This is a genomic window from Streptomyces sp. NPDC025833 (assembly GCF_055558055.1).
On the sequence record NZ_JBVHNF010000002.1, the window covers coordinates 359,848 to 384,289 of the forward strand.

Annotated in this window: 26 protein-coding genes; 12 read left to right on the top strand and 14 right to left on the bottom strand. The window is 75.3% G+C overall.

Annotated elements, in window-relative coordinates; all coding sequences use genetic code 11:
• Nucleotides 1-164: 164 nt before the first annotated feature.
• The 8 genes from ACZ4K2_RS04140 to hypA all read left to right on the top strand — a co-directional run bounded on the left by ACZ4K2_RS04140 (nucleotide 165) and on the right by hypA (nucleotide 6,645).
• Nucleotides 165-1,658 carry a hypothetical protein gene (locus ACZ4K2_RS04140; protein ID WP_467470247.1) on the top strand — a complete coding sequence of 498 codons (1,494 nt, stop codon included), beginning with the start codon at nucleotides 165-167 and terminating at the stop codon, nucleotides 1,656-1,658.
• Between the two features lie 120 nt (nucleotides 1,659-1,778).
• Nucleotides 1,779-2,867: an NADH-quinone oxidoreductase subunit B family protein gene (locus ACZ4K2_RS04145; RefSeq protein ID WP_467470249.1), complete on the top strand. Its 1,089-nt coding sequence runs from the start codon at nucleotides 1,779-1,781 to the stop codon at nucleotides 2,865-2,867.
• Nucleotides 2,868-2,923: 56 nt separating this feature from the next.
• Nucleotides 2,924-4,717: a nickel-dependent hydrogenase large subunit gene (locus ACZ4K2_RS04150; protein ID WP_467470251.1), complete on the top strand. Its 1,794-nt coding sequence runs from the start codon at nucleotides 2,924-2,926 to the stop codon at nucleotides 4,715-4,717.
• Complete coding sequence (locus ACZ4K2_RS04155) at nucleotides 4,710-5,264, top strand: NifU family protein (RefSeq protein WP_467470253.1); 555 nt, start codon at nucleotides 4,710-4,712, stop codon at nucleotides 5,262-5,264. The genes ACZ4K2_RS04150 and ACZ4K2_RS04155 overlap by 8 nt, the downstream gene beginning before the upstream one ends.
• Nucleotides 5,261-5,857, top strand: coding sequence for a DUF5947 family protein (locus ACZ4K2_RS04160; protein ID WP_467470255.1), 597 nt, complete (start codon nucleotides 5,261-5,263; stop codon nucleotides 5,855-5,857). The genes ACZ4K2_RS04155 and ACZ4K2_RS04160 overlap by 4 nt, the downstream gene beginning before the upstream one ends.
• A gap of 21 nt (nucleotides 5,858-5,878) precedes the next feature.
• On the top strand, nucleotides 5,879-6,085 hold the full coding sequence (locus tag ACZ4K2_RS04165) for a hypothetical protein (RefSeq protein WP_467470257.1): 207 nt from the start codon (nucleotides 5,879-5,881) through the stop codon (nucleotides 6,083-6,085).
• Nucleotides 6,086-6,104: 19 nt separating this feature from the next.
• Nucleotides 6,105-6,296 (top strand): hypothetical protein, encoded by a 192-nt coding sequence (locus tag ACZ4K2_RS04170; RefSeq protein ID WP_467470259.1) that lies wholly within the window; start codon nucleotides 6,105-6,107, stop codon nucleotides 6,294-6,296.
• 7 nt (nucleotides 6,297-6,303) lie between these two features.
• A complete protein-coding gene (gene hypA / locus ACZ4K2_RS04175; RefSeq protein ID WP_467470261.1) occupies nucleotides 6,304-6,645 on the top strand; it encodes a hydrogenase maturation nickel metallochaperone HypA in 342 nt (113 codons plus the stop codon).
• A gap of 45 nt (nucleotides 6,646-6,690) precedes the next feature.
• Here hypA and hypE read toward each other — a convergent pair whose 3' ends face one another.
• The 10 genes from hypE to ACZ4K2_RS04225 form a co-directional block, all read right to left on the bottom strand.
• A complete protein-coding gene (gene hypE / locus ACZ4K2_RS04180) occupies nucleotides 6,691-7,785 on the bottom strand; it encodes a hydrogenase expression/formation protein HypE (RefSeq protein ID WP_467470263.1) in 1,095 nt (364 codons plus the stop codon).
• Nucleotides 7,778-8,923 (bottom strand): hydrogenase formation protein HypD, encoded by a 1,146-nt coding sequence (gene hypD / locus ACZ4K2_RS04185; RefSeq protein ID WP_467470264.1) that lies wholly within the window; start codon nucleotides 8,921-8,923, stop codon nucleotides 7,778-7,780. Before hypD ends, hypE begins: the two co-directional genes overlap by 8 nt.
• Nucleotides 8,920-9,210, bottom strand: a complete 291-nt coding sequence (locus ACZ4K2_RS04190) for a HypC/HybG/HupF family hydrogenase formation chaperone (protein ID WP_467470267.1) — start codon at nucleotides 9,208-9,210, stop codon at nucleotides 8,920-8,922. Before ACZ4K2_RS04190 ends, hypD begins: the two co-directional genes overlap by 4 nt.
• Before the next feature lie 3 nt (nucleotides 9,211-9,213).
• On the bottom strand, nucleotides 9,214-11,583 hold the full coding sequence (hypF, locus tag ACZ4K2_RS04195; RefSeq protein ID WP_467470269.1) for a carbamoyltransferase HypF: 2,370 nt from the start codon (nucleotides 11,581-11,583) through the stop codon (nucleotides 9,214-9,216).
• On the bottom strand, nucleotides 11,580-12,305 hold the full coding sequence (gene hypB / locus ACZ4K2_RS04200) for a hydrogenase nickel incorporation protein HypB (RefSeq protein ID WP_467470271.1): 726 nt from the start codon (nucleotides 12,303-12,305) through the stop codon (nucleotides 11,580-11,582). Before hypB ends, hypF begins: the two co-directional genes overlap by 4 nt.
• A 60-nt stretch (nucleotides 12,306-12,365) precedes the next feature.
• A complete protein-coding gene (locus ACZ4K2_RS04205) occupies nucleotides 12,366-12,944 on the bottom strand; it encodes a hydrogenase maturation protease (RefSeq protein ID WP_467470273.1) in 579 nt (192 codons plus the stop codon).
• Nucleotides 12,941-14,650, bottom strand: a complete 1,710-nt coding sequence (locus ACZ4K2_RS04210; RefSeq protein ID WP_467470275.1) for a hydrogenase maturation protein — start codon at nucleotides 14,648-14,650, stop codon at nucleotides 12,941-12,943. Before ACZ4K2_RS04210 ends, ACZ4K2_RS04205 begins: the two co-directional genes overlap by 4 nt.
• A gap of 66 nt (nucleotides 14,651-14,716) precedes the next feature.
• The gene (locus tag ACZ4K2_RS04215; protein WP_467470277.1) at nucleotides 14,717-15,085 is read right to left on the bottom strand and encodes a hypothetical protein; all 369 of its coding nucleotides are present in this window, start codon (nucleotides 15,083-15,085) and stop codon (nucleotides 14,717-14,719) included.
• 107 nt (nucleotides 15,086-15,192) lie between these two features.
• Entirely contained in the window at nucleotides 15,193-15,720 is a 528-nt protein-coding gene (locus ACZ4K2_RS04220) for a hypothetical protein (RefSeq protein WP_467470279.1), read from the bottom strand.
• A 123-nt stretch (nucleotides 15,721-15,843) separates the two neighbouring features.
• Nucleotides 15,844-17,124 carry an FAD-dependent oxidoreductase gene (locus tag ACZ4K2_RS04225; RefSeq protein ID WP_467470281.1) on the bottom strand — a complete coding sequence of 427 codons (1,281 nt, stop codon included), beginning with the start codon at nucleotides 17,122-17,124 and terminating at the stop codon, nucleotides 15,844-15,846.
• A 159-nt stretch (nucleotides 17,125-17,283) separates the two neighbouring features.
• Between ACZ4K2_RS04225 and ACZ4K2_RS04230 the strand changes: the two genes are divergently transcribed.
• The gene (locus ACZ4K2_RS04230; RefSeq protein WP_467470283.1) at nucleotides 17,284-17,718 is read left to right on the top strand and encodes a DUF1360 domain-containing protein; all 435 of its coding nucleotides are present in this window, start codon (nucleotides 17,284-17,286) and stop codon (nucleotides 17,716-17,718) included.
• A 117-nt stretch (nucleotides 17,719-17,835) separates the two neighbouring features.
• On the opposite strand, the gene ACZ4K2_RS04235 is transcribed toward ACZ4K2_RS04230, so the two are convergent.
• Nucleotides 17,836-18,570: an MgtC/SapB family protein gene (locus tag ACZ4K2_RS04235; RefSeq protein WP_467470284.1), complete on the bottom strand. Its 735-nt coding sequence runs from the start codon at nucleotides 18,568-18,570 to the stop codon at nucleotides 17,836-17,838.
• 196 nt (nucleotides 18,571-18,766) lie between these two features.
• Here ACZ4K2_RS04235 and ACZ4K2_RS04240 point away from each other — a divergent pair, with 196 nt between their 5' ends.
• Nucleotides 18,767-19,207 (top strand): DUF2267 domain-containing protein, encoded by a 441-nt coding sequence (locus ACZ4K2_RS04240; protein ID WP_467470285.1) that lies wholly within the window; start codon nucleotides 18,767-18,769, stop codon nucleotides 19,205-19,207.
• 304 nt (nucleotides 19,208-19,511) lie between these two features.
• Here the strand turns inward: ACZ4K2_RS04240 and ACZ4K2_RS04245 are convergent, their stop codons facing one another.
• Nucleotides 19,512-19,655: a hypothetical protein gene (locus tag ACZ4K2_RS04245; RefSeq protein ID WP_467470287.1), complete on the bottom strand. Its 144-nt coding sequence runs from the start codon at nucleotides 19,653-19,655 to the stop codon at nucleotides 19,512-19,514.
• A 408-nt stretch (nucleotides 19,656-20,063) separates the two neighbouring features.
• Between ACZ4K2_RS04245 and ACZ4K2_RS04250 the strand changes: the two genes are divergently transcribed.
• A complete protein-coding gene (locus tag ACZ4K2_RS04250) occupies nucleotides 20,064-21,239 on the top strand; it encodes an AI-2E family transporter (protein WP_467470289.1) in 1,176 nt (391 codons plus the stop codon).
• Nucleotides 21,240-21,356: 117 nt separating this feature from the next.
• Entirely contained in the window at nucleotides 21,357-22,490 is a 1,134-nt protein-coding gene (locus ACZ4K2_RS04255) for an FUSC family protein (RefSeq protein WP_467470291.1), read from the top strand.
• A gap of 40 nt (nucleotides 22,491-22,530) precedes the next feature.
• Here ACZ4K2_RS04255 and ACZ4K2_RS04260 read toward each other — a convergent pair whose 3' ends face one another.
• Nucleotides 22,531-23,040 carry a molybdenum cofactor biosysynthesis protein gene (locus tag ACZ4K2_RS04260; protein ID WP_467470293.1) on the bottom strand — a complete coding sequence of 170 codons (510 nt, stop codon included), beginning with the start codon at nucleotides 23,038-23,040 and terminating at the stop codon, nucleotides 22,531-22,533.
• A 67-nt stretch (nucleotides 23,041-23,107) separates the two neighbouring features.
• The gene (locus tag ACZ4K2_RS04265; protein WP_467470295.1) at nucleotides 23,108-24,283 is read right to left on the bottom strand and encodes a PP2C family protein-serine/threonine phosphatase; all 1,176 of its coding nucleotides are present in this window, start codon (nucleotides 24,281-24,283) and stop codon (nucleotides 23,108-23,110) included.
• Nucleotides 24,284-24,442 lie beyond the last annotated feature (159 nt).

Here is a 24,442-nt window from a genome sequence, read left to right on the forward strand (position 1 = left end):
ACCCGCGGGCGCCGCGCCGCCGCCCCGGGATTCCGCGTCCCCCGCCGTGTCCGGCCCGCCTCCCCTGTACGGCCCAATGACGGTGCGCCGGAGGGGCGGGCGAGCGGGACGGGTGTGACCGTGGGGAGGGAAGCACGGACCACGAGTGGCGAGGAGAGGGCGCGGTGAACGGAGCCGTCGAGGGCTGTGCGCGGCTGAGTGCGGTGGCGGACGCCGTGCTGTACGAGGGGTACCTGCTCTACCCGTACCGCCGGTCCTCGGCGAAGAACAGGGTCCGCTGGCAGTTCGGCGTGCTGCTGCCCCGCGACTGGGTGGAGCGGGACGGACCCGTGACCCCGGGGCTCTCCGGCTCCGCCGACTCCTGGTACCAGCGCACCGAGTGCCTGCTGCGGGTGACCCGCGCCGACGCGGCCGTACGCGTGCGGGTGCGGTACCTGCAACTCCAGCACAAGCAGGTGGAGGCGGCCGACGCGGACGGGGGGCACCGCCCGGTCGAGTCGCTGCGGACGGCCGACGGGACCACCCTGCTGTCCTTCGAGGAGGCCGTGCCCCGCGAGGCCGAACTGGTGCTCACCCTCGACGAGTTGCTGCGGGGCGGGCGGACCGCCTCCGTGGGCGCGCCGGCCGGTGCGGAGTACGAGCCGCTGCCCGCCGGTGCGGGGCGGACGGTGCGCCGCCGCCGGGAGGTGCGGGCCCGTACGGCGGTCTCGGCCGAGCCCGTGGCCCCGGATCTGTACCGGCTGCGCGTGCGCACCGAGAACACCGGCGCGGCGCCGGACCCGCGGGCCCCGCGGAGCGCGGCGCTGGGACAGGCGCTGCTCGCCACGCACACCCTCCTCGCCGGGGAGGGCGTCGAGTTCGTGTCGCTGATCGATCCGCCGGCCGGCGCCGCGGCACACGTCCGGGGCTGCCGCAACGCGTTCACGTTCCCCGTGCTCGGCGGCGAGCCGCCGCGGGAGCCCGGCACGGACGGGGCGGCCGGCGCGTTCCTGCTCTCGGCGCCCATCATCCTCCCGGACCACCCGCAGGTGGCGCCGGAGAGCCCGGGCGACCTGCACGACGCGGCGGAGATCGACGAGATCCTGACGCTGCGCACGATGCTGCTGACGGACGAGGAGAAGGCCGAGGCGCGGGCCACCGATCCGCGGGCCGCCCGGATCCTCGACCGCGTGGACACCATGCCCCCCGAGGTCCTCGCCCGGCTGCACGGCACCATCCGCTCCCTGGTCCCGGCCGAGGCCGCGGCCCCGGGCCGGGCCGCCTGGTGGCAGGAGGGCGGTGACGACGGGCTGTCCCCGGCGACGGACACCGTGCCGGTGGACGGGGTGCCCGTCGGCGCGGGCAGCCGGGTGCGGCTGCGCCCGCGCGGCCGGGGTGCCGACGCCCAGGACATGTTCCTGGAGGGTCGCACCGCACGGGTCGCCGCGGTCTTCCACGACGTGGACGGCAGCGTCCACCTCGCCGTCACCGTGGACGACGACCCCGCCGCCGAACTGCACGGCTGGTACGGCCGGTTCCACTACTTCCGGCCCGACGAGACCGAGGTCCTCGACGACGCGGACGCACCGGGCCGCACCCGGCCGCCCGGGACCCGCTCCCCGCGGCCCCCGCGGCCCGCCGACCGCACCGGGCCGGGACGGTCCGATGCGCACGCCTGAGGCCGCGGCGCGGCGCCACCGGACGGCCGCCGCCCCCGACGAACTCCCCGCGCCGACCCTCGCGGCCCCGCCGGCCGCGGTGAGGAAGGTTGTCGCAACCGCTGCAACGGAGGCCCAGAGATGACCACACAGAGCGGTACCACCGAAGCCCGCGGCGAGCCCTCCCGCGCCGAGGCCCGCGAGGGCTTCGACGAGATCACCATCCTGTGGATCTCGGAGGGCATGAGCTGCGACGGCGACACCGTGTCGCTGACCGCCGCGGGCCAGCCGTCCATCGAGGACGTGGTGCTCGGACTCATCCCGGGCCTGCCGAAGGTGAACCTCGTCAACAAGGTCCTGTCGCCGAGCCTCGGCGGGGAGGACTTCCTCGCCCCGTACCGGGCCGCGGCACGCGGCGAGCTGGAACCGTTCATCCTCGTCATCGAGGGCTCCATCCCCAACCAGAACATCATCGAGGGCGACGGCTACTGGACGTCGTTCGGCAACGACCCGGAGACCGGCGAACCGCAGACGCTGAACGAGTGGATCGACCAACTGGCGCCCCGGGCCTGGGCGGTGGTCGCGGCCGGCACCTGCGCCACGTTCGGCGGCATCCACGCCATGGCCGGCAACCCGACCGGCTGCATGGGCCTCGCCGACTACCTGGGCTGGGACTTCAAGGCGCGCTCGGGCCTGCCGGTCGTCAACGTCCCCGGCTGCCCGATCCAGCCGGAGAACTTCATGGAGACCCTGGTCTGGACGCTCCAGCACGCCGCCGGTACCGCTCCCCCGCCGCCGCTGGACCACATGCTGCGCCCGCAGTGGCTGTTCGGGAAGACCGTGCACGAGGGCTGCGACCGGGCCGCCTACTACGAGCAGGGCGACTTCGCGAAGGACTACAACTCCCCCAAGTGCCAGGTGAAGGTGGGCTGCTGGGGGCCGGTCGTCAACTGCAACGTGCCCAAGCGCGGCTGGATGGGCGGGATCGGCGGCTGCCCGAACGTCGGCGGCATCTGCATCGGCTGCACCATGCCGAGCTTCCCCGACGCCTTCATGCCGTTCATGGACGAACCCCCGGGCGGCACGCTGTCGTCGATGGTGATCCGGCCGTACGGGGCGGTCATCCGGCGGCTGCGCGGCCTGACCAACGACATGGTGAACCACGAACCGAAGTGGCGTCACAACAAGCGCAAGCTGACCAGCGGTTACGACCCGCACTGGCGCGCCTGACGCCGGACCTCCCATCTCCCAACCGACGGCACCCACAGCGAGGGGCACCACCGCAGATGACCACCACCGCACCCCGGCCGACCGAGCGCAAACCGGCCCAGCTCGTCGACATGTCCTGGGACCCGATCACCCGGATCATCGGCAACCTGGGGATCTACACGAAGATCGACTTCGCCAACCGGGAAGTCGCGGAGTGCCACAGCACCTCGTCGCTGTTCCGCGGCTACTCCGTGTTCATGAAGGGCAAGGACCCGCGGGACGCCGGGTTCATCACCTCGCGGATCTGCGGCATCTGCGGCGACAACCACACCACCTGCTCCAACTACGCCCAGCAGATGGCCTACGGCGTCAAACCGCCGAAGCTGGCCGAGCACATCACCAACCTCGGCGAGGCGGCGGAGTACATCTTCGACCACACGATCTTCCAGGACAACCTGGTCTTCGTGGACTTCTGCGAGGCCATGGTCAAGGCCACCAACCCGGGTGTCCTGGCCCGCGCCGAGCGCACCGACGCGCCCCGCGGCGACGTGCACGGCTACCGGACCGTCGCCGACATCATGAGGGCCTTCAACCCCTTCGAGGGCGAGGTCTACAAGGAGGCGCTGAAGGTCAGCCGGATCACCCGGGAGATGTTCTGCCTGATGGAGGGGCGGCACGTGCACCCCTCCACGCTGTACCCGGGCGGGGTCGGCACGATGCCCCAGCCGAGCACCTTCACCGACTACCTCAGCCGGCTCATGCGCGTCATCGACTTCATCAAGAAGGCGGTGGCGATGAACGACGACGTCTTCGACTTCTTCTACGAGGCGCTGCCGGGCTACGAGGAGGTCGGCAGGCGCCGCGTCCTGCTCGGCTGCTGGGGCGCCTTCCAGAACCCGGACGTCGTCGACTACCGCTACGCGACGATGAACGAGTGGGGCCGGGCGATGTACGTCACGCCGGGCGTCATCGTGGACGGCGAGCTGGTCACCAACAACCTGATCGACATCAACCTCGGCCTGCGCGTCATGCTGGGCAGCTCGTTCTACGAGGACTGGGTCAACGAGGACCCGTTCGTCACCCACGACCCGCTCGGCAACCCCGTCGACATGCGCCACCCGTGGAACCAGACCACCGTGCCGGTGCCGCAGAAGCGGGACTTCGAGGGCAACTACAGCTGGGTGATGAGCCCCCGCTGGCACCACCGGGAGACCGGCGAGCACCTCGCCCTGGACACCGGCGGCGGCCCGCTCGCCCGGCTGTGGTCGACCGCGCTGAGCGGCCTCGTCGACACGCCGTACGTGAAGGCGAGCGGCGGCGCCGTCCGCATCACCCTGCCCAAGGGCGAGAAGCTGCCGGAGACGACCCTGGAGTGGCGCATCCCGAAGTGGAGCAACACCATCGAACGGGACCGCGCCCGGCCCTACTTCATCGCCTACGCCGCCGCCATGGCCCTGCAGTTCCTGGAGGAGGCCATGGGCATGCTCAGGAGCGGCGACACCAAGGTGTACGAGAACTTCGAGGTGCCGGACGAGGCGATCGGCTGCGGCTTCCACGAGGCGGTGCGCGGTGTCCTCTCGCACCACCTGGTGATCCGGGACAAGAAGATCGCCAACTACCACCCGTACCCGCCCACCCCGTGGAACGCCAGCCCCCGCGACATCCACGGCACCCCGGGGCCGTACGAGGACGCCGTCCAGGGCCAGCCGATCTTCGAGGAGAACGGGCCCGACGAGTTCAAGGGCGTCGACATCATGCGCACCGTGCGCAGCTTCGACCCCTGCCTGCCCTGCGGCGTCCACATGTACATGGGCAAGGGCAGGACGCTCAGCACCGTGCACTCGCCCACGTACGGGGCCGACCATGGCTGACGCGGCCCCGCGGCTGCCGGACCCGGCGGTGGAGGCGCGGCTCGCCCGTCTCGACGAGGTGCTGGCCGCCCTGGAGACCACGCCCGGCCCGGCACTGGAGGCGGTGCGGCTGCTGACCGAGGTCTACGGCGAGGCGCTCGCCCGGGTGCTGGACCACGCGCCGGAGCCGCTGGGCGAGCACCTCGCGGCGGACGAACTGGTCGGGCACCTGCTGGTGCTGCACGACATCCACCCCGAGCCGCCCGAGCGCCGGGCCGCCCGCGCCGTGGACCGGCTGCGGCCCGCGGTCCGCGAGCACGGCGGCGACCTGGTGTGGGAGGGCGTCGACGGGCAGGTGGCACGGGTACGGCTGAGCGGCGGCGGCGGGTGCGGTTCCGGCTGCGGCGGCGGCTCGCCGGACGTCGCCGGGGCCGTCCGGGACGCCGTCCTCGCGGTGGCACCGGAACTGGAGTCGGTCGAGGTGGTGACCGCGGAGCGCAGGGCGGCTCCGGCGTTCGTGCCGCTCGGCACCATCAAGCGCCGGGCCGCGGCCCGGGAGGCGCGGTGAGCGTGGACGGGGCCCTGTCCCGGGTGATCCGCTCCGCCGCCGGCCGCGCCCGCCGGTCCGGGTCCGCGCTGTGCGAGCTGTGCGCCGCCCGGGTGGCCGAGGAGCACCCCCACCTGTACGACACCGCCCCCGGGGAGGTGCGGTGCGTGTGCGGGCCCTGCTCGGTGCTGTTCGCCGGCGACGGGACGGGCGAGGGCCGCTACCGGCTCGTGCCCCGGCGCCGGCTGCGGCTGCCGCCGGTCGACACCGGGGTGCTGGGCGTGCCGGTGGGGCTGGTGTTCTTCGTCCCGGGCTCCGGCGGCACGGTCACCGCGCAGGGGCCGAGCCCCGCCGGGGCCATGCGCTGGGAGGTGGACGCGGCGGCCTGGCGGCGGCTGGCCGCCGCGGAGCCGCGGCTCGCCGGGATGACCCCGGACGTCGAGGCGCTGCTGGTGAACACCGTGCGCGGCCTCGACGAACACTGGATCGTGCCGGTCGACGACTGCTACCGGATGATCGCCCTGGTCCGCCGCGAGTGGCAGGGGCTCTCCGGTGGCGGCCGGGTCTGGCCGGCCGTAGAACAGTTCTTCAGGGAGCTGACCGAGCGGTCCTGAGGACCCGGAAGGAGACCGGACATGGGCAGCATCCGAGTGGGCCGGCCCCAGGCCAAGCCCGACACACCCTCCCACGTGCGCGGGCTGCACCAGGGCAACAGGGGCCCGTACAAGCACCAGACCGGACACCATGAGGACGGCAGCTCCGACGCCCGCCGCTCCACCGGTGTCCACTGGAAACGGCATGACGCCCTGGTGGAGGACATGCCGAACATCTCGCCGGGCTGAGAGAGCAGGAAGTGACGCCATGAACATGGCCATGAGAAGACGCAGGACCGGGCGGGCGGGGTTCTCCGGACGGCAGCTGCTGGTGGCGCAGGCCGCGCTGGTCGGCGGCGTGGTCGCGGCCCTGCTGGTCAAGGAGCTCCCGGGCATCGTGCGCGAGCTGCGGATCTACCGGATGACCGGCGGGCTGCGCGCCCACCGGCGCTACCCGTGAGGCCGGCGTGCACGAACTGTCGATCGCGAACGCGATCGTGGAGCAGGCCGGGGAGATCGCCCGTGCGGACGGCGCCGGTGACGTGTCGTCGGTGACCGTCCGGGTCGGCGAACTGGCGGGTGTGGTGCCGGACGCGCTGCACTTCGCCTTCGAGGTGGCCCGTGACGGCACGGCCCTCGCCGCGGCCCGGCTCGTGGTCGAGCAGGTGCCGGCGCGGGCCTGGTGCGGGGAGTGCGCCGAGGAGTTCGCGGTCGGCATGCCCCCGTTCTTCTGGTGTCCGCGCTGCGACCGGCCGTCGCGGGAGCTGCGCAGCGGACGCGAACTGGAGATCACCGGCGTGCTGTCGTGACCGGCCCCGCCCGCTCGGCGGGGCCGGTCACGCTCCGGGCGGCGGTCAGCAGATGCGGGGCAGTTGCTCGCCCAGCGGCAGGTCCACCACCCGGGTGCCGCCGAGACCGGTGGCGACGACCACCATGCCCGGGTGTTCGGCCACGCACTCGCCGATGAGCGCGGCCCCGGTGCCCTGCGGGTGGGCGCGCATCGCGGCCAGCACGGCCTCGGCGTGCCGCGGGGGGACGAAGGCGACGAGCCGGCCCTCGTTGGCCACGTACAGCGGGTCGAGGCCGAGGAAGCCGCAGGCGTTGGCCACCTCGTCCGGGACCGGGACGGCCCGCTCGTGCAGCCGGACGCCGGTGCCCGAGGCGCGGGCGATCTCGTTGAGCGAGGCGCCGAGGCCGCCGCGGGTGGGATCGCGCAGCACGTGGACGTCCTTGGTGACCGCCAGCATCGCGGCCACGAGGTCCGCCAGCGGCGCGGTGTCGGAGGCGATCTCGACGCCGAACTCCAGGCCCTCGCGGACGCTCATGACCGCCACTCCGTGCAGGCCGATGGGCCCGTTGACGATGACGGCGTCGCCCGGCCTGGCGCGCTGCGGGCGGATGTCGACGCCGTCGGGGACGAGGCCGACGCCCGCGGTGGTGACGTAGACGCCGTCGCCGCGCCCGGACTCCACGACCTTGGTGTCCCCGGTGGCGACGGTGACGCCGGCCGCCTCGGCCGCCGCGCCGACGGCCCACGCGATCCGCTCCACGACGGCCAGTTCCACGCCCTCTTCGAGGATGAAGGCGGTGGACAGGTACGCGGGCCGGGCGCCGCTCATCGCCAGGTCGTTGACGGTGCCGTTGACCGCCAGGTCGCCGAGGCTGCCGCCGGGGAAGAACAGCGGGCGTACGACGTGGGAGTCGGTGGAGAAGGCCAGCCGGGCGCCGCCCAGGGCGAGGACGGCCGAGTCGGTGAGGGCGGCCAGGGTCGGGTTGCCGTAGGCGGGCGCGAAGACCTGCTCGATCAGTTCCGCGGACAGGGCGCCGCCCCCGCCGTGGCCCATGACGACGACCGGCTGGTAGCGCAGGGGGGCGGGGCAGGTCCAGGCGGCGGGGTCGACGGCCGGTCCGGCCGGCTCCGCCGTCGCTTCGGTGGCGAGGTCAGCCAACGGGGTTCATCTCCTCGCGCGGGACGCGGGGTCCCGGCCGGTCGGGGCCGCCGGTCATCCGGCGGTACAGGTGGTAGGCGGCGCAGGCGCCCTCGCTGGAGACCATCGTGGCGCCGAGCGGGGTGCGCGGGGTGCACTCCTTGCCGAACGCCTCGCACTCGGTCGGTTTGATCAGTCCCTGGAGGACCTCGCCGGCCCGGCACACGGCGGGTTCCTCGGTGCGGATGCCGGTGACGTCGAAGCGGTGCTCGGCGTCGTAGGCGCGGAAGGCGTCGCCCAGCCGCCAGCCGCTGGCCGGGATGCGGCCGATGCCGCGCCAGTTGCGGTCGGTGACCTCGAACACCTCCTCCAGCATGCGCAGGGCCGCCGGGTTGCCCTGCTCGCGCACGGCCCTCGGGTAGGCGTTCTCCACCCGGTGCTCGCCGCGTTCCAGCTGGTGGACGGCGCGGCGGATGCCTTCGAGGATGTCCAGCGGTTCGAAGCCGGTCACCACGACCGGTACGCGGTGCCGCTCGGCCAGTTCCGGGTACTCGGCGGTGCCCATCACGCTGCACACGTGGCCCGCGGCGAGGAAGCCCTGCACCCGGCAGGCGGGGGCCGTCATGATGGCCTCGATCGCCGGGGGGACGCGGACGTGGGAGACCAGCAGGCTGAAGTTGTCCAGGCCGAGCCGGCGGGCCTGGTGCACGGCCATGGCGTTGGCGGGCGCGGTGGTCTCGAACCCGATCGCGAAGAACACGACCTGGCGGCCGGGGTTGCGGCGGGCGAGGTCGAGGGCGTCGAGCGGTGAGTACACCACGCGGACGTCCCCGCCCTCCCCTTTGACCCGGAACAGGTCCCGGTCGGTGCCCGGGACGCGGAGCATGTCACCGAAGGAGCAGAAGATCACGTCGGGGCGGGCGGCGATCTCCAGGGCCTTGTCGATGACGTCCAGGGGTGTCACACACACCGGGCAGCCGGGCCCGTGGATCAACTCGATATCTTCGGGCAGGAGTTGGTCGATGCCATGGCGGATGATGGAGTGCGTCTGGCCGCCGCAGACCTCCATCAGGGCCCAGGGCCGGGTGACGGTGGCCCGGATCTCCTCCAGCAGCCGGCCGGCCAGCTCGGGGTCGTTGAACTCGTCGATGTACTTCACCGGGCCTCACTCCCGTTCTCCTGCCGGGCCGCCTGTTCCCAGGCGTCCCCGAACTCCTCGTCCAGCAGCCCCAGTTGTTCGAACAGCTCCAGGGACGCGCGGGCCGACTCCTCGTCGAGGCGCTGCAGGGCGAAGCCGACGTGGACGATGACGTACTCCCCCACCCGCACATCGGGCAGGTACTCCAGGCACGCCTGTTTGCGTACTCCGCCGAAGTCGATCAGGCCGGTGAGCGGATCGGCGCGCTGGTCGATGGACACGACCTTGCCGGGCACTGCCAGACACATGGGTCACTCCGTCTCGTGGTTGTTCGCTGTTCCCGCGACCATGAGCTGGCCGAGCGCCAGCCCGCCGTCGCCCGGTGGGACCTCGCCGTGCCGGAGGACCGTGAACCCGTCCCGCGTGAGCTGGGCGGAACACTCCTCGTCCAGCAGGGCGTTGGCGAAGACCCCGCCGGTGAGGGCGACGCTCGTCAGTCCGGTCGCCGCGCGGGCCCGGCGGCAGACGTCCGCCACGGCGCGTGCGACGCCGCGGTGGAAGCGGGCCGCGAGCACCGGGGCGGGGGTGCCGCGGGCCTGGTCGTCCACGAGCGCGGCGAGTGCAGGCGCCGGGTCGATCCCGCCGCCGGCCTCGTGGCCCGCTCCCGCGGCCCGGAATCCGAAGGGGTAGCCCTCCGTGCCGTCGCCGGCCGCCGCCAGCGCGGCCGCCTCCAGTTCCAGGGCGGCCTGGGCCTCGTAGCCGGCGCGGTGGCAGATGCCCACGAGGGAGGAGACCGCGTCGAAGAGCCGTCCCATGCTGGAGGTCGGGACGCAGGCCGTCCGCCGTTCCAACTGCCGCCGCAGGACCGAGCGTTCCGTTTCGGAGCAGGCGGCGACGCTCGGCAGGCCGGGCCGCCAGGGCAGTCCGGCCGCCCACAGCCGGGCGAGCGCCAGCCGGCACGGGTTGGCCACACCGGCGTCCCCGCCGGGCAGCGGGGCGGGGACCAGGTGGGCGAAGCGCCGGTGGCCGGTGTAGTCGGCGAGCAGGATCTCCCCGCCCCACACGGTGCCGTCGTCGCCGTACCCGGTGCCGTCGAAGGCGACGCCGATCACCGGTGTGGTGCCGTCGAGGCCGTGCTCGGCCATCGCGGACGCGACGTGGGCGTGGTGGTGCTGGACCAGCACGGGCGCGCCGGCGCCGAGCCGTGCGGCGGTGGCGCGTGCCCGCCGCGCCGAGTGGTAGCCGGGGTGCCGGTCGGCCGCCACCCGGCGCGGGACGACTCCGGTGAGCCGGGTGAGGTGGCGTTCGGCCCGCTCGGCGGCCTCCAGGGCGGCCAGGGCGCCCATGTCGCCGATGTGCGCCCCGAACCAGGCGAGGTCGCCCTCGCCCAGGCAGGGCGCGTTCTTGAGGTCGCCGCCGACCGCGAGGGTGGGCCGGACGGGGAGCGGCAGGCGCAGCGGGCGCGGGACGTAGCCGCGGGAGCGGCGCAGCACCTGTTCGGTGCCGTCGGGCCGGACCCGGAGCAGGGAGTCGTCGCAGAAGGCGGCGATGGGCCGGTCGTGGGCGAGCCAGGCGTCGGCGAGGCCGGCCAGCCGGGGCAGTGCCTCCGCGTCGTCGGTGACGATGGGCTCGCCGGAGCGGTTGCCGCTGGTCATGACCAGCATCCGCGGGCCGGGAGGGTCGCCGGGCAGCCCGAACAGCAGGGTGTGCACGGGGGTGTAGGGCAGGAGGACGCCGACGTGCGGGCTGCCCGGGCAGACCTGGTCGGCGAGGCGGGGGCCGTCCGGGGCCGGGCGGCGGCGCAGCAGCACGATGGGGCGGCGGGGGCCGGTGAGAGCGGTCCGTTCGGCGTCGGACAGGACCGCGAGCCGCCCGGCCGCGGCGAGGTCCGCGCACATCACCGCGAACGCCTTGCCGCCGCGTTCCTTGCGGGCGCGCAGGGCGGCGACGGCGCGCGGATCGGTGGCGTCGCAGGCCAGGTGGTAGCCGCCGACGCCCTTGACGGCGACGATCCGCCCGGCGGCGAGCAGCGCCCGTGCCGTCGCGAGGGCCTCGGCGTCCCGGGCCGGGCGGACGCCGAGGCCCGCGGCCGGGGTCAGGGTGAGGCGCGGTCCGCAGTCGGGGCAGGCGACGGGCTGGGCGTGGAAGCGCCGGTCGGCGGGGGCGCCGTACTCGCCGGCGCAGGCCGGGCACATCGGGAAGCCGGCCATGGTGGTGGCGGCCCGGTCGTAGGGCATGCCGGTGGCGATGGTGTAGCGGGGCCCGCAGTGGGTGCAGGTGACGAAGGGGTGGCGGTGCCGGCGGTCACCGGGGTCGGCCAGTTCGCGCAGGCAGTCGGCGCAGGTCGCGGTGTCGGGCGGGAGCTGGGTGCGCCCGGCGGCCCGCTCGGTGGAGCGGATGCCGAAGGGTCCGCTCTCGCCGGTGGCGGCCAGGTCGAGGCGGTCGATGCCGGTGACGGTGGCCAGCGGCGGGGGCTCGGCGGCCAGCAGGGCGCAGAAGCGGTCGACCTCGTCCGCCGGGCCCTCGACCTCGATGAGCACGCCGTCGCCGGTGTTGCCGACGAACCCGGCCAGGTGGAGGCCGGCGGCCAGGCGGTGCACGTGGGGGCGGAAGCCGACGCCCTGGACGGTGCCGCGGACGGCGAGCCGGCGGCGGACCGGTGCGGCGGCGGGGGCGGTCATGCGACGGGGGCGGTCGGTGCGTGGTGGTGGCCGTGCGGACGGGGGGCGAGGGGCGGCCGGTGGGCGGGGGCGCCGTCATGGGCGGCGAGGGCCCGCTCCAGCAGCGTGCCGACTCCGGCGCCGGTGCGGGCGCAGGACCGTACGATCTCCACGCCCGGGTTGACCTGGTGCACGTTCTCGTGGAAGAGGCTCTCGTCGAAGCCGGCCGGTCCGGCGAGGTCGGTCTTGGTGATCACGACCAGGTGGGCGGAGCCGAACGCGGTCGGGTACTTCAGCGGTTTGTCCTCGCCCTCGGTGACCGCCATCAGCACGACCCGCAGGGTCTCGCCGAGGTCGTACGCGGCCGGGCAGACGAGGTTTCCGACGTTCTCCACGAAGAGCACCGCGGTCCCGGACGGCAGCCAGCCGTCCAGTTGCCCGCGGACCTGGCGGGCCTCCAGGTGGCACAGCCCGTCGGTGAGCAGTTGCCGGACCGGGGCGCCGGAGCGGGCCAGCCGGGTGGCGTCGTTCTCGGTGGCCAGGTCCGCGGTGAGCGCGGCCACCGGGACGCCCTGCCGTACGGCGCCGGCCAGGACCCGGCCGAGCAGTTCGGTCTTGCCGCTGCCCGGGCTGGACAGCAGGTTGACCAGGGTCACGCCCTGCCGGGCGAGATCGCCGCGCAGGGTCGCGGCCAGGTCGTCGTTCTTCGCGAGGACGGCCTGTCTGACGTCGGACCGGCACATGGGCGCTGCTCCTCGGGTGCGGTGGCGGGGCCCGGGCCGCGTCCCGTGCGGCCCGGGGGCTCAACGATCCTCGGGTCCGCCGGGCGTGATGCCGGGCAGCGCAGCCGGGCGGGGGGTGCGGGATTCCATCGGGCGGCCCAACGCCGGCAGGGGGCCGGCGGGGTCGGCGAGCAGGGCGGGGACGAGGACGTGCAGCGCGTCCACCGCGCGGGCGACGGCGTCCCGGACCGGTGCGCTGAGTCCCGGCAGGAGGTCGTCGTCGCTCGGCAGGACGGCGGGTTCGCAGGCGAGCACCAGGACCCGGGGCAGCGGTTCGTCGCCCAGGTGGGCGGCGAGGGCCAGCACCTTGGCGGGGTCCATGCCGTGTGCTTCGGGCGGGACGCCGCCGTCGGGGGGCGCGGCCTCGATCAGGGAGAGGGTGCCGGGGCGGTGGCCGCGCGCGGCGGCGTCGACCAGCAGGGCGGTGCCGGGGCCGGACAGCAGGTCGTAGGCGAGGTCCAGGCCGCGGATGCCGTAGTCGCGCACCCGTGCCCCGGGCGGCAGCGGGCGGTGCTCCAGGGCCCGGATCACCTCGGGGCCGAAGGCGTCGTCGGCGAGGAAGATGTTCCCGACACCGGCCACCAGCAGGCCCGGTGTCACCGGAGGTCCCCGGTGACCGGGGCGAGCGGCCGGACCGGGCCGCCCGGTGTCTTGCGGACGAAGGCCGAGCGCAGGGCGTGGTACGGGGCCCCGGGGTCGAAGAACACGGCGCGCATGCGGGCCAGTTCGTCCTCCCGGTACCGGGCCAGGGGCCGTTCCCGCTCGTCGGCCGCGCGGGCGGCCCGCTTCCCGGCGAGTCGCCGGTCCAGGTCCGGTGCGGCGGCGAGCCGGGCCGCCAGCCGCTCGGTCCCGGCCGCGAAGTCCCCCGGCGCGGCGGGCACCAGCCGGTCCACCAGGCCGAGCCGTTCGGCGGTCGCGGCGCTGACCGGCAGTGCCTCGGTGGTGAGCCGGGCGGCCGTTTCCGCGCCGGCGCGGCGCGGCAGGGTGTGGGTCCAGAACTCCGAGCCGTACAGGCCCATGCGCCGGTAGTGCGGGTTGAGGACGACGCCGGTGCGGCACCACACCTCGTCGGCGGCGAGGGCGAGCATGGCGCCGCCCGCCGCGGCGTTGCCGGCGAGCGCGGCCACCACCAGCCGGTCGGTGGTGCGCAGTACGGCCTCCACCAGGTCGTCCATGGCGACGAGGTTGGCCCAGGACTCCGCCGCCGGGTCGGGGGCCGCCTCGATGACGTTGAGGTGGATGCCGTTGGAGAAGAAGTCCCGGGAGCCGCCGAGGACGAGGACGCGGGTGGGGCGGGTGAGCGCCTCGGTGTAGGCGGCGAGGAGCCTGCGGCACTGGTCGGTGCTCATCGCGCCGCCCGGGAAGGAGAAGGCGAGGAAGCCGACGTCGCCGTGGTGCCGGTAGCGGATGTCGGTCCAGGTCCGCCGTCCCGGTGGGAGGTGCGCCGGGACGGGGGCGTCGGGGAGGACGAGGCCGGGCGCGTACCCGGCGAGGACCGAGGCGGCCGGCCGCCGGAAGGGCGCCGGGTCGCCGGAGTTCCTGCGGGGGCGCAGTTCGGGGATCCAGACGGCGCCGTCGCGGGTGGCCCGGCAGACGGCGCCCGCGCGCTGGGCCAGCAGGTCGCCGGGCCGGCCGCGCAGCAGGTCCTCGGGGTGCCCGCCGTGCAGGAACACCTCGTGGCCGAGGAGTTCGTCGAGGACGCCGGGCTGGGAGTCGGCGCAGCGCAGCTTGCGCAGGACCGTCTCGGTGCCGTCCCGCTCCCAGTCGATCCGCCGGCGCTCCTGGCGGAAGGCGCCGCGCCGGACGACGGTGACCGAGTCGTCGGTCTGCGGGAGGGGTTTGTGGTCGCCGCCGGCGTAGCGCCGTACGGCGGTCAGGACGGCGGTGACGGCGGCGTCGGAGGCCTCGTTGCGGTACAGGTCGCTCTTGCCCACGGGCGGGACGGGGAACGGCTCGGCGGCCCAGACCGGGCCGGCGTCCATCGCGGCCTCGGCCTCCAGCACCGTCACGCCCCAGTGCGCGGCCCCGCCGGAGACGGCCCAGTCCAGGGAGGAGGGGCCGCGGTCGCCCGGCGGGCCGGGGTGGACGATCAGGCAGGTGTGCTCCCGCCACACGTCCTCGGGCAGGGCGGTCCTGAGCATGGGCGCGACGATCAGGTCCGGGCGCCTTTCCCCTACCGCGGCCCGGACCGGGTCGGGGCCGTGGACGGCCAGGACGGCGTCCACCCGGTGCCCCCGGTCCGTCAGTTCGGCGTACAGGCGCTGCGAGAGGCTGTTGAACGCGCTGGCGACGAGCAGGATGTCCATGACGCGGCATCGTCGCCGCCGCGGGGGGTGCCGGGAAGGACCGCGGCGGCGTTTCGCCGGGGCCGGTCAGGTCTCTTCCTCCATCCGGATCGCACGGCGCAGGTCCTCGACGACCTGGCCGCGCTCGTCGCCGTGCGCCTCCAGCAGGGCCGCGGCGATGGCGTCGAGCTTGCGCTGGACGGCGTGCTCGGCGCGCATCTCGGCGTTCTTCAGCAGGGCGAGGAGCAGCAGGGCGACCGCCGTCATGGACTCGCCGGCGAGAAGGAGCAGCTCCAGGGGCAGGCGGGCGGCGTGGGCGGCGGCGAAGAAGGCGACGAGCAGCAGGCAGAACAGGAAGAACGCCGGGGAGCTGGTGAAGTTCGAGGCGTACTCGGCGAACTGCTCGAACCGGCCGCGGCGGGCGCCGCCGCGGTGCACGGGGTTCTGGAAGGTCATGACCGGGCCCTTCCCGCGGTGGGGGGCCGTACGGGGGACGGCCCGCCCGTGACCGCGGTACCCCGCGCGGCGCCGTGCGACACGGGGCACCGCCGGGGCCGCGGGGCTCAGGCGGCGACGGCCCGTCCGGGGGCGAGCCGGTCGAGGAGCTGCTCGCGGTGCAGTCCGGCGACGGGGGCCAGCAGGTCGGGGTGGCGGAGCAGGGCCGCGGCGCGGCGGTCGCCGTCGTCCGGGGCGAGCAGCCGGCGGAACTGCGCCGGTGCGGCCGCGCCGTGCCCGTCCCCGGCGAGTGCGGCGACGGCCGGCCCGGCCAGCGCGGCGTCGGTGAGCAGCACGGCGGCCCAGCTGGCCACGACCTCGTCGACCCAGGTGCGCCAGGCCCAGTCGTCGGCCGGGTGGCCGTCGGCCCGCTCGCCGCCGGTGACCCGGTCGAGGCGTTCCGCGCCGCCGGGGCCTGCCATGGTGACCAGGGCGGCGTCGATCTCGGTGGGGTAGCGCAGCCGGGCGGCGACGGTCACCGCCTGCTGGGCCTGCGCCTCGCACAGTGCGGAGGAGAGCGCGCCGCCGCAGGACGGGTAGGCGACCGTCAGCCAGCGCGTCGTCGCGGCTATCACGGGAGACAGATCAGTGGGCACAGCCGGACCGTCCGAGGGGGAAGGGGAACAGGGCCGCACGCAACGGTAGCCGGGCGCCCGGACCGCCGGGGAGGGGGTGCGAACCAGGTCATATGTGACCTGACGCACGCCCGGCGCGGTCCGTCACGGACGGCGTGCGCCCGTGGCGGTGTCCGTGGCCGCGGGCCGCCGCCGGACCGCCGCGGCCGGCGGCCGTTCCCGCAGGGCTCCGTAGGCGACGAAGTAGGCGGGCAGGCGGCGCAGCAAGGGTGTCCCGGCCAGCAGCCGGGCGACGCGACGGGCCCGGTCCGCACTGCCGAGGGGCGGCTCGCCCCGCAGCACCGGCGCGATGAAGCGGGCGTGGGCCGCGCGCTGGAGCGTCTGCGTGAGGACCGTCGGGGGACGGCGGCGGCGCTGCACGGCGCGGACGTCCCGCGGCCCCACGGCGCCGCGGCGGAGCGGCTCGGCCAGGTGGCGGGCGGCGGCCACGGCGTCCTGCACGGCGAGGTTGATGCCGATGCCGAAGACCGGGGACATGGCGTGCGCGGCGTCGCCGATGCACAGCAGGCCCGGGCGGTGCCAGCGGCGCAGCCGGTCCAGGTGGACGTCGAGCAGCTTGACGTCGTCCCAGGAGTCCAGGGTCCGGGTGCGGTCGGCGATCCAGGGGACCGCGGCGGCGAAGGCGGCCCGGAACCGGTCCAGGCCGTCCGCGCGGCGCTCGGCGTCGGTGCCCTTGGGGATGAGCGCGGCGCACTGCCAGTAGTCCCCACGGTCGATCATCGCGGTCAGGAAGCCCTCGCCCGCGCCGCCGACGAGGCCGGCCGGGTCGCCGTCCCGCCGGGGCAGCCGGAACCACCAGGCGTCCATCGGGCAGGCGAAGCGGCGCAGTCCCAGTTCCGGCCGGGAGCGGGCCAGGGAGCCGCGGCCGTCGCACGCGACGGTGAGGACGGCGCGCAGTTCGCCGGTGCGGCCGTCGGAGGTGCGGTAGCGCACCCCGGTGACGCGCCCGGACTCGGTCAGGAACGAGGTCGCCTCGGTGTTCGTCAGCAGCCGGAAGGACGGCTCGCGGCGGGCCTCCTCGGCGAGCAGGTCCAGCAGGTCCCACTGGGGCACCATGGCGACGTAGTCGTAGGGACCGGGCAGCACCGACAGGTCCGCGACCGTCAGGGGGGAGCGCCCGGCGCCGGCCGGCAGCCCGATGGTGCGCACCCGGCGCTGGGGCAGCCGGGCGAAGGGCTCGGCGAGGCCGAGTTCGTCCAGCAGCGCCAGGGTCGACGGGTGGACGGTGTCGCCGCGGAAGTCACGCAGGAAGTCGGCGTGCTTCTCCAGGACGGTCACCGCGATCCCGGCCCGCGCCAGCAGCAGCGCGAGCACCATGCCGGCCGGGCCGCCCCCCACCACACAGCACGTGGTCTTCTCACTCATCGTCCCGCCCTTCCGCAGAGCAGCCCCAATAATTCATCGTGTGATGAATATAGGTCTCCCCGGGCCGCCCGGCAAGCGCACGTGCCGGCCCGGCACCGCAGGGAACCCGGCCGGCGCCCGTGGCAGGGCCGGCATGTCCGAGGAGGTCCGGGAGGTCTCATGACGGACGACGCCGCGCGCTACGACGGGCGGGACGAGGTCCCGCTCGGCGGTTACGCCGCGCTCGCCTCGCTGTTCGCGGCGGGCGTGGGCACCTTCGCGCTGGTGGCACGGCGCCAGGGGGTGCGGCTGCCGGAGGAACTGCCGCCCTGGGACGTGGCGCTGCTGGGCGCGGCGACGTACAAGACGTCGCGGTTGCTCACCAAGGACAGGATCACCGGCTTCCTGCGCGCGCCGTTCACCCGCCGGGCCGACGAGGGCGAGGCGGGCGAGGTCCTGGACGAGCCCCGGGGCAGCGGCTTCCGGCGGGCCGTCGGCGACCTGGTCGCCTGCCCGTTCTGCACCGCGGCGTGGACCGCCGGCGCGCTGGTGTGCTCCTACACGGCCGCCCCGCGGCTCACCCGCCTGGTCTGTGCGGCGGCCTGGGCGCGGTGACCCTGTCGGACTGGCTCCAGTACGCCTGGACGGCCACCCAGGAGAAGACCGAGGGATGATCCGGGGCCGCCCGCGGTGCACCGGCCGGTACCGACCGACCGCCCTCCGCACGGCCGGTCATTCCTCGTCGGCGGTGTTCACCTCGATGTCGAGCACCCCGTCGTCGTGGAACAGCTCCGACGCCAGCCGGGCGGGGTCCCCGGCGCCCTCGAGCTGCAGCAGCACGCGCGCGGCGTCGTCCGTGCGCCCGGGCAGGCGTTCCACCTTGACCTGGAGTATGCGGAAGCCGCGCCGGGTGCAGGTCTGCATCAGGCGCGGCAGCAGTGCCGTACCGGTCCGGTAGGTGAGGCGGGCCTCGAAGGTGGCGGCGGCCGCGCCGGGAACACCCCGGGAGGACAGCAGCGGGTAGCCCCGGACCACCAGGAAGTGCAGGGCGGTCACCGCCAGCGCGAGGACCGGCAGCCCGCCCCCGCAGGCCATGCCGACGGCACAGGTCAGCCATATGGTGGCGGCCGTGGTCAGGCCCCGCACGGCGTCCCGTCGTACGAAGATGAGCCCGCCGCCGATGAAGCCGATGCCCGAGACGATCTGCGCGGCGACCCGGGAGGGGTCGAAGGAGACGTTCTCCAGGCCGAGCACCGCGGTGAACCCGTGCTGGGAGACCTCCATCATCAGGGCGCTCGCGATGCCGACCAGCGTGTGGGTGCGCATCCCCGCGCTCTTCTGCTGGGACGCGCGCTCCCAGCCGATCAGGCTCGACAGCAGCAGCGCCAGCCCCAGCTCGGCCATCTGCCGCGGTCCCTGCCCGTTGTGGAGGTCCCACAACGGCGCCGCCAGTCCCGCGTCCTGCATGCACACCTCGCACGTCGGTCGGCCGTCGTCCCGCTGCCGACGCGTACCCCGCCGACGCGCCGCCGACGCGCCGCCGACGCCCGCCCGGCCGGATCGCGCCCGCCGGTGACCGGACGCGCGGGCGGGTACTCGGAGGCTGACGCCACGCCCGCCGGACGGGCGTGCCGTCAGCACTCCGTGCGAAGGGACCGGTCCCATGCGGCACGACGAGATGATCGGAAAAGTACAGGCGCTGGCCCAGTTGCCCGACCGGGGCACGACCGAGCGGGCCGCGCACGCGGTGGTGAGCACGCTGTCGGAGCGGCTGCCGGCCGGGCTGGCCCGGCACGTGGCCGCCCAGTTGCCGCCGGACATGGCGGCGGCCATGCGCGAGGGGACCGATGCGTCCCCCGGCCGGGACGCCGGCACCGCCTGCGAGCGGTTCGGGCTGACCGCCTTCGCCGGGCGCGTCGCCGCCCGCGCCGGCACCGACGAGGACACGGCGCTGCGGGAGGCGGCAGCGGTCCTGGAGGTGCTGGACGCCGCCCTCGCGCCGGAACTGACCGAGCGGATGGCGGGTGCGCTCCCCGCCGACATCCGCGAGCTGCTGCCGGTGGGCCGCGCGACCCAGGAGACCCCGGACACGGGAACGAGGTGACGCGCGGCGGGAGCGGGTGACCGGCGCGCGGGGGCGGGTGCGTCCGCTGGGGCGGGTGCGTCCGCTGGGGCGGGTGCATCCGCTGGGGCAGCTGGGCCGGTACGCCCGACTGAGGCCGGTGTGCCCGATGAGGCCGGTACACCCGCTGGGGCCGGTAAGGAGGCTGAGGCCGGTACGGAGGCCGGGCGGCTCTGCCGGGCCCGCCGAGGCGGCCCGGCGTGCGGGCCGCCTCCCTGAGTGACGCGTGCGGGCGCCCCGCCCGCGTGTGCGCCCGGGCGAGCGGCCGCCCGGCCCCGGGAGACGCTCAGCGCCGGCCGGCCCGCCTCGGTCGGCGGTGCCGGGAGCGACGGACCCGCGGCGGCCGCAGGACCCAGCGGTCCTCGACCTGGTCCAGCCCGAACAGCAGCACCGCGAGGACGGGGAACAGAAGAACCGCGACGGTGATCACTGGAGGTTCCCCTCCCTGCTGCCGACGACACCGGGCGGGTGCCCCCGGCCCCGCGGGTCCACCTGTGGTGCTTGTGAAAGTCCTGTGCTCGCGCCGCGTCGCAGGTGGGCGGGGGGGTGCCTCCGGTGTGACGGCCGTACCGGACGGTGCGCCCGGCGGGGCGGCACAGGCGGGCGCCGGCCGCAGCCCCCGGGACCGCGGTGGAACGGCTTGCGCGGTACGGCCGTCACCCGTCCGGGCCCACCGGGCGGCGCCCGCTTCCCCGCCGCGGACGCCGTCGTACCGGGGGCGGGCCCCGGGCGGGCGAGCACACGGCCGCGCCTCCCGCGCGCGGTGTGCTTACGGTGCTGTCGAGGTGACCGGCGGTGACGACCCGGCGGCCGGGGTGGCGGGAAGGAGGCGGGAGCGGTGGTGGGCGATGCGCGCCGGCGAACGGCGGGGCGGGGCGGCCGGCGCCGGGCCGGGGGCGTCGTGCTGGGCAGCCGGCCGGCGTACTCCGTACGGCTGCCCGCCCCGCCTCCCCCGGGACCGCCGGCGCCGCCGGGCGAGCGGACGGTGCCCTGGCTGCGGGTGGCCGCGGCCTACTCCTGGCGGCTGATCCTCGTCGGCATCGTCGTCTACGGCGTCTTCAGCATCCTCGGCAGCTTCCAGCTCATCGCCGTCGCGTTCTTCCTCGCGCTGGTCGTGACCTCCGTGCTGCGCCCGCTGACCGATCTGCTCGCCCGGTTCCTGCCGAGGCCGCTCGGCGTGGCCGTGTCGCTGGTGGGCAGCCTCCTCGCCCTGATCGCCCTGATCGCGCTGGTGGCCGGCTCGGTGGCGAGCCACTCGAAGCAACTGGCCGAGGAGTTCCGCGGCGGAGTCCAGCGCGTCCAGGAATGGCTCCAGGGACCGCCGTTCCGGCTCGGCCCGAACGCCCTGTCCGGACTCCAGCACCAGGTGGCGGAGTACGTCTCCGCACACCGGACGTCCCTGCTCAGCAGCGCGGTCGACGAGCTGGGCCGGGTGGTGGAGCTGGTCACGGGCGGCGCGCTGGCCCTGTTCGTCTCCGTCTTCTTCCTCTACTCCGGCGAACGCCTGTGGGCCTGGGCACGCGACCGGCTGCTGCCGAGCGGCGCCCGCCCGGTGTGGGACCGGGCCGGCCGGGCGGCCTGGCGGACGTTCGCGGGGTACACGCGCGGCATCATCATCGTGGCCGCCACCAACGCGGTGCTGGTCGGCGTCGGCCTGCTCGTCCTGCGGGTACCGCTCGCGCTGCCGCTGACGCTGCTGGAGTTCTTCGCCGCGTTCGTGCCACTGGTGGGCTCTCCGGTGGCGCTCGGGGTCGCCACGGTCGTCGCGCTCGCGGGCCGGGGCCCGCTGACGGCCGCGGGAGTGCTGGTGCTGATCGTCGTGATCGGCCAGCTGGAGGGGCACGTGCTGCATCCGCTGGTGATGAGCTGGGCGGTGCGGCTGCACCCGCTCGTCGTGGCCGTGTCGGTCATCGCGGGCAGCATCGTCGCGGGGGTGATCGGCGCCGTCGTGGCGGTACCGCTGGTCTCGGTCGTCTGGGCGGTGCTGAACGCCCTGCGCGCGCTGCCTCCCTGACGCCCGCGCGGGTGACCCGTGTGACGCGCGGCACTGCCCGCCGGGCGGACGGGAGGCGGACACCCGGCATGAGGTTGTCCCGCCGGTGGCACCCGGTCCGGCGTGCGTGGGATACGGATGACCTGGCAAGGAGTACGGCAGGACGCGGCGGGCGCGGTGCGTGCCGCGCGGCGGGCCTGGGCGGGACCGGGCCGCGAGCGGGACCTCGCCCTCCAGGCGCTGAAGGCGGCGCTGGCCGCGTGGGTGGCCTGGGCGGTGGCGGGGTGGTGGCTGAAGGCGCCGGTGGCGTTCGTGGCGCCGTGGGTCGCGGTGGTGCTGGTCGAGTCGACCGTGTACCGGTCCATCGCGCGCGGGCTCCAGCAGCTCGGGGCGATCGCGGCCGGCACGGTCACGGCCACCGTGGTCGGCCTGCTGCTGCACGACGCGGTGGCCGCCATGGCGATCGTGCTGCCGCTCGCGATGCTGCTGGGCCAGTGGCGGCGCCTGGGCAGCCAGGGCATCTACGCGGCCACCGGCGCCCTGTTCGTGCTGACCAACGGGTCCGTCAGTGTCACGACCTCGGCGGCCCGGCTGGGCGAGTCCCTCTTCGGCGCGGCGGTGGGCATCGCGGTGAACGCGCTGATCCGGCCGCCGCTCTACCTGCGCGACACCGAGGCCGTGCTGCAGGACGCGACCGAGGAGGCCCACGACATCCTGCGCGACGTCGCGGACGGCCTGGCCGCGGGACGGTGGGACGCCGAGGAGGCCGGCGACTGGCACGAGCGCGCCCTGCGGCTGCGCCGGCTGGTGGAGCGGGCCCGCCAGACGGTCGAGTGGAGCCGGGAGAGCCTGCGCGGCAACCTGCGCCGCCGCCGCGGCGGCGGGGTGACGCTGCCCGGGACGGGCTTCGACGACGCGATCGTGGTGCTGGACTACGCGGCCGTGCACACCACGGAGGTGACCCGCACGGTGCTGGAGGCCACCGCCGAGGACCGTGCGCAGACCCGGCCGCACCCCGGGCCCGCCCGCCGGTACGCGACGTTCCTGTGCCAGACCGCGCACGCCCTGCGGCTGTACAGCAACAGCCGGTTCGGCGACTCCCGCGAGGACGAGCTGCGCACGGCCGTGCGGGACCTGCGCGGCACGCTGACGGAGCTGCGCCGGGACCTGGCCCGTTCCACGTCGGACGATCCCGACGAGGTCGCCACCTACGGCGCGCTGCTCGCCCAGGCCCACCGGCTGGCCGGCCGGCTGCTCGTCTCGGGGGCCTGACCGCCGCGGCCCGGCCGCGCGGCCGTGGCCCGCGGCCCGCTCACCCGGTGGGCGGGGCGTCCCCCGGCTTACGGATCTCGAAGACCGCCGGGCCGACGGCGAGGACGCCGTCGGTGAGCGGGCGGCAGCGCACTCCCCCGCCGCCCCGCAGGGCCCGCTGGGCGCCGGGACCGAGGGTGGTGTCCATCCAGGCACAGGGCCGGGCCGCCCTGCGGACCTCCAGTTCCACCGGCCCGTGGCCGCAGTCGAGGAAGACCGTCGTGCCGACGCAGGCGTCGATGTCGACCCCGCGCAGCAGGACGTTGCGCCGGGTCCGCAGCAGGTCGGCGGGGTACGGCGACGGCAGCCGCTCGGCCGCCATGAGGGTGACGGACGCGTTGCGGTGGGCGGGCCGGTTGAAGTACCGGTCCCCGACGATGCCGAGGCCCGCGCGGACCTCGGCCCGGGTCACGCGTTCCGCGGGCGGCAGCTCGGGCGGGCCGTCGCCCGGCCGGCCGGAGAGCCGGTGCACCGGGGAGACCAGCAGCTGGAGGATTTCGACGTGCGGCACCCGTCGAGCCTAACCAAACTGCCGGCCGCCTCGCCGCGGGTGCGCCATGCCGCCGGGGCGGGGTCGGTCAGACGTCCGGCTGCCACTCGAACAGCAGGATCGTGGCGTCGTCCCTGAGCCGGCTGTCCTGGCTGTCCAGCAGCGAGTGGATCAGGCGCCTAAGCGTCTCGGGCGCGATCTCGCCGGTGGCGCTGGCCCGGATGACGTAGTCCGCGAACCGTTCGAGACCGAGGAGCCGGCCGTCGAGCATCCGCGCCTCGGTCACGCCGTCGGTGTAGAGCAGCACCCGGTCACCGGGCCGGAGCCGCATCCCGTGCACCCGGCGGTCCCGTGCGGAGAGCAGCGAGCGCAGGCCCATGGGCGGGTCGGCCTCGCGGGCCATCGCGTCGACGACCAGCCGCTGATCGCGGATCAGCAGCGGTGCCGGATGGCCGCAGTTGCTCCATTGCAGCGTGCCGGTGGTGAAGTCGAGCTGGGCGAGGATCCCGGTGCAGAACTGGTCCGGCAGCCACCGGGCCAGTGCCTGGTCCACGCTGTCCACGAGGGAGCACAGGTCGGCGTCGCCGCGCCGGGCGCTGCGGCACGCGGCCAGGGCGACCGCGCTGGTCAGCCCGGAGAGCAGGTTGTGTCCCATGGCGTCGAGGACGACGGTGTGCAGGGACGTGTTCGTCAGGGAGTGGTCGAAGGCGTCACCGCCGATGTCGTAGGCGGGTTCGAGGACCGCCGTGGAGACGACCTGGCGGTTGCCGATGGTGCGCGGGGGCAGGAAGGCGCGCAGCATCTCGGCGGGCAGGCGCATCTGGGCGGTCCGGGTGCGCCGGACGAAGGAGTCCATGTAGGCGCGCTTGGAGGACACCATCATCGCGAGCAGGGCGGCCAGCGCCCGCCCCTGGCGCAGCGAGTCCGCGGTGAGCGTCCAGGCGTGGACGGCCAGGACGCCGAGCCGTTCGGCGCCGTCCAGCAGCGGGAACCACGCCGTCACCCCGTCCCGCTCGGACTCCTCCACGCGCAGCGACTGGGTGCGGTAGCACCAGCCGGCGAGCGTGGCGTCGATGTCCAGGCTCGCGGTCACGTCGGTGAGCGGCACCAGGTGCCGCTGCTGGAGATCGGCCAGGTAGACCACGGCGTGCCGCACGCCGAGCGACTTGGCGCAGTGGGCCACGGCGCTCGCGAGGTCCAGTGTGCAGTGGTCGGGATCGGCGAGGAACCCCTCCAGCGGCGCCCCGCCCGGTTCTGCGGTCACCTCTCCACCACCACCCAGGGACGTCGGTCGTCCCGAGCAGTCTCCTCTCGTGCCCCGCACCGCGCAGCCCCGGTTCACCCGCCCGGGTCGGGCGGGTGAACCGGGGCTGCCTCTTCCGCGGCGCACGAGGCGGCCGCCGGGCGCGACCGGCTCCCCCGT